Source organism: Sphingobium sp. DC-2 (assembly GCF_000722555.1).
GTDB lineage: Bacteria > Pseudomonadota > Alphaproteobacteria > Sphingomonadales > Sphingomonadaceae > Sphingobium > Sphingobium quisquiliarum.
In genome coordinates this window covers 1-2,054 of sequence record NZ_JNAC01000018.1, presented here as the reverse complement: position 1 = coordinate 2,054, position 2,054 = coordinate 1, and the positions used below count along the sequence as shown (strand labels likewise).

General features: G+C 61.1%; 5 protein-coding genes. All 5 read right to left on the bottom strand.

All coding sequences use genetic code 11. From position 1 onward, the window contains the following. Positions 1–2 precede the first annotated feature (2 nt). The 5 genes from ET21_RS0102900 to ET21_RS0102885 are packed head-to-tail and all read right to left on the bottom strand — an operon-like array spanning position 3 to position 1,969. A complete protein-coding gene (locus ET21_RS0102900; RefSeq protein ID WP_081856575.1) occupies positions 3–551 on the bottom strand; it encodes a Lar family restriction alleviation protein in 549 nt (182 codons plus the stop codon). Beyond that, on the bottom strand, positions 548–754 hold the full coding sequence (locus ET21_RS0102895; protein WP_030538509.1) for a hypothetical protein: 207 nt from the start codon (positions 752–754) through the stop codon (positions 548–550). The genes ET21_RS0102900 and ET21_RS0102895 overlap by 4 nt, the downstream gene beginning before the upstream one ends. Continuing rightward, the gene (locus ET21_RS0102890) at positions 754–1,008 is read right to left on the bottom strand and encodes a hypothetical protein (RefSeq protein WP_156029003.1); all 255 of its coding nucleotides are present in this window, start codon (positions 1,006–1,008) and stop codon (positions 754–756) included. The genes ET21_RS0102895 and ET21_RS0102890 overlap by 1 nt, the downstream gene beginning before the upstream one ends. Beyond that, positions 1,005–1,145, bottom strand: coding sequence for a hypothetical protein (locus ET21_RS27550; RefSeq protein ID WP_156029002.1), 141 nt, complete (start codon positions 1,143–1,145; stop codon positions 1,005–1,007). Before ET21_RS27550 ends, ET21_RS0102890 begins: the two co-directional genes overlap by 4 nt. Beyond that, complete coding sequence (locus tag ET21_RS0102885; protein WP_051767954.1) at positions 1,142–1,969, bottom strand: hypothetical protein; 828 nt, start codon at positions 1,967–1,969, stop codon at positions 1,142–1,144. The genes ET21_RS27550 and ET21_RS0102885 overlap by 4 nt, the downstream gene beginning before the upstream one ends. Positions 1,970–2,054: the final 85 nt, after the last annotated feature.

Here is a 2,054-nt window from a genome sequence, read left to right as displayed (position 1 = left end):
TGCTATCCATTCTGCTTCTCCTGTTCCTGGAGGAAGGTGCGGGCGCGCTCGATCAGCGCCTTGCCGAGCTTTGCAGCCTCATCGTAATTGCTGGCAGCGGGGGAGCGGGCCGCCCATATCAGGCTTGCGATCTTGTTTAGCTCCTCCCCGGCCTCGCGCTCATGTTTGCGTCGGCTGTTAATCCAGCGGTTCTTCAGCACGTCCAGAGCGCCGGTCACATCGCCAATGGCGCAGCGCCACACAGATCGGCACTCACGCTCCGCGCTCTCCAGCCTCTTCTTTACGGTTGCGAGTTCGGAGGTGAGGGAGGCGCGGCGGTTCCATGCGGCGATGGCTTCAGCCTCAAGATCAGGTATATCGGTTTCGCCCTGCTCGGTTTGGTCGAAAAGAATACATGGTCCCATCGTGTCGCACTCCGTGCAGCACGCTTGTATGTCGGCGCAGTCCGCCGTCATCGGCAGGCTTACTGAATACAGACGAGCCTCGCCTCCACAGAACGGGCACGGCAGTAGCTCCCCACTCTCTGGCGCTGGTTTTGGGTTGGGGGTCATAGCGCTGTTCCTTGCTGGCGGGGCGCGCACCGGCGGACAAGTTCCAGCCCGAGCCGATAAGCCCCGTCTGGCGTCAGGTTGATTTGCGCCTCAACGCCAGTGTCTGGGGCGGTCTGCCAGAGATAGACGTGGTTTCCGACCAGCGCCCGCACATCGACGAATGTGTCATCCTCGATCGTGAAACGACCTTGGGCTTGATCCATCACCCCTCTCCTTCCGTGTCGCTGGCTTTGGGGAGGGTGGGAATAACCAGTGCGCGGCGAAGCTGTGTCAGGCCGCAACCGCATAGGCCGGGATGGCCCGCGCTGTCGTGCTGCGCACCAAGCCCCTGCGGGTCTTGGCCGTCCCGGCTTCCATCGCTATCGCGGTACATCGGGTCACAGTCGGCGCAGATGCCCGAATAGTTGGGCCGCTCCCCGCCGCATTCGCCGCAGGTGGTGAAGAAGTGGCGCTTCATGCAGCCCTCTTCCGCCCTGGGCAGCGATACGGCGTCCACGGCAGCGGCTCGCCATCCAGTTCCTTGATTGCCTTGACGCGGGCTATCAGCGCATCATCCCGGCGCGTGTAGAACGGGCCTCTCTGGTGTTCGGTCATGCTACCGTCTCCGCAAACCCGGCAGCATTGCGATGCCCGCCGCCGCCGAAGATCGCAGCGACCTCGGAAACATCCTGCCGCTCATCCCGGCTCCGAAGGCTCCACATGCGCTTGTCGCCTGCCTCGTACCACATGGCCGAAAACGGCGCTTCAGGATGCTTGTCCAGCAACGCATGACCGACTTCACTGGCGAACATGGGCGGGCAGTTGACGACGATAGGGTTATGCTCGGCAAGGCCGCGATACTTGGCGAAAGAGGCGATCTCATCCACCTTGGTATCAAAGAACCGCTGCATGGCCTTTGCTTCGATCATGATCTTGTGGCTGTCCCGCGCATCGCCAAGCTGCTGTGAAAGCAATTCGAAACGGTCGAAGCTGAACGGCTCGGAGCGAAGCCAAAGGCTGAACGGCTTTGTTTCGTCGTATTCGAACCGCCACAGGTCGCGATCTTCGATAAGCTGGATCAGGTTGGGCGCTTCATTTTCGTGGCAGAACTCCCACGCAAGGCGGGCACCAGACCGGCTCATATCGAACAGCGCAGCAATTGGTTGCCCGATCCGCTCATCATTCTGGCGGACCAGCTTCAACGGGTCGTCACCGGCCCAGAAGTCGCCAGCCACATCCTTGACCGCCCAATCTGCAAGATCAGCCTGCGCCGTCTTGTGATGGTCGAGAACGATGACCGACGCGGCGGCCTTGCCCATCTCCCGCAGCACGTCGCGCTTATAGCTGAAGTCCACGATAAGAACGTGCTTTCCGGTCGCATCGGGCGGCGTCTGCCCATAGTTTGCGGGCACATATTGCGGCTTGTCGCGCCACTTCATCCAGCACGCCCAAGCGGCCCCAAATCCATCTGCGCAATGGTCGTGATAGATGATTATGTCTGGCTGGTAGCTCATCACTCAATCC

Bases quoted from the DNA above. Each gene is read 5' to 3' on its own strand.
- ET21_RS0102900 (WP_081856575.1), bottom strand. From the start codon at position 551: ATGACCCCCAACCCAAAACCAGCGCCAGAGAGTGGGGAGCTACTGCCG.
- ET21_RS0102895 (WP_030538509.1), bottom strand. From the start codon at position 754: ATGGATCAAGCCCAAGGTCGTTTCACGATCGAGGATGACACATTCGTC.
- ET21_RS0102890 (WP_156029003.1), bottom strand. From the start codon at position 1,008: ATGAAGCGCCACTTCTTCACCACCTGCGGCGAATGCGGCGGGGAGCGG.
- ET21_RS27550 (WP_156029002.1), bottom strand. From the start codon at position 1,145: ATGACCGAACACCAGAGAGGCCCGTTCTACACGCGCCGGGATGATGCG.
- ET21_RS0102885 (WP_051767954.1), bottom strand. From the start codon at position 1,969: ATGAAGTGGCGCGACAAGCCGCAATATGTGCCCGCAAACTATGGGCAG.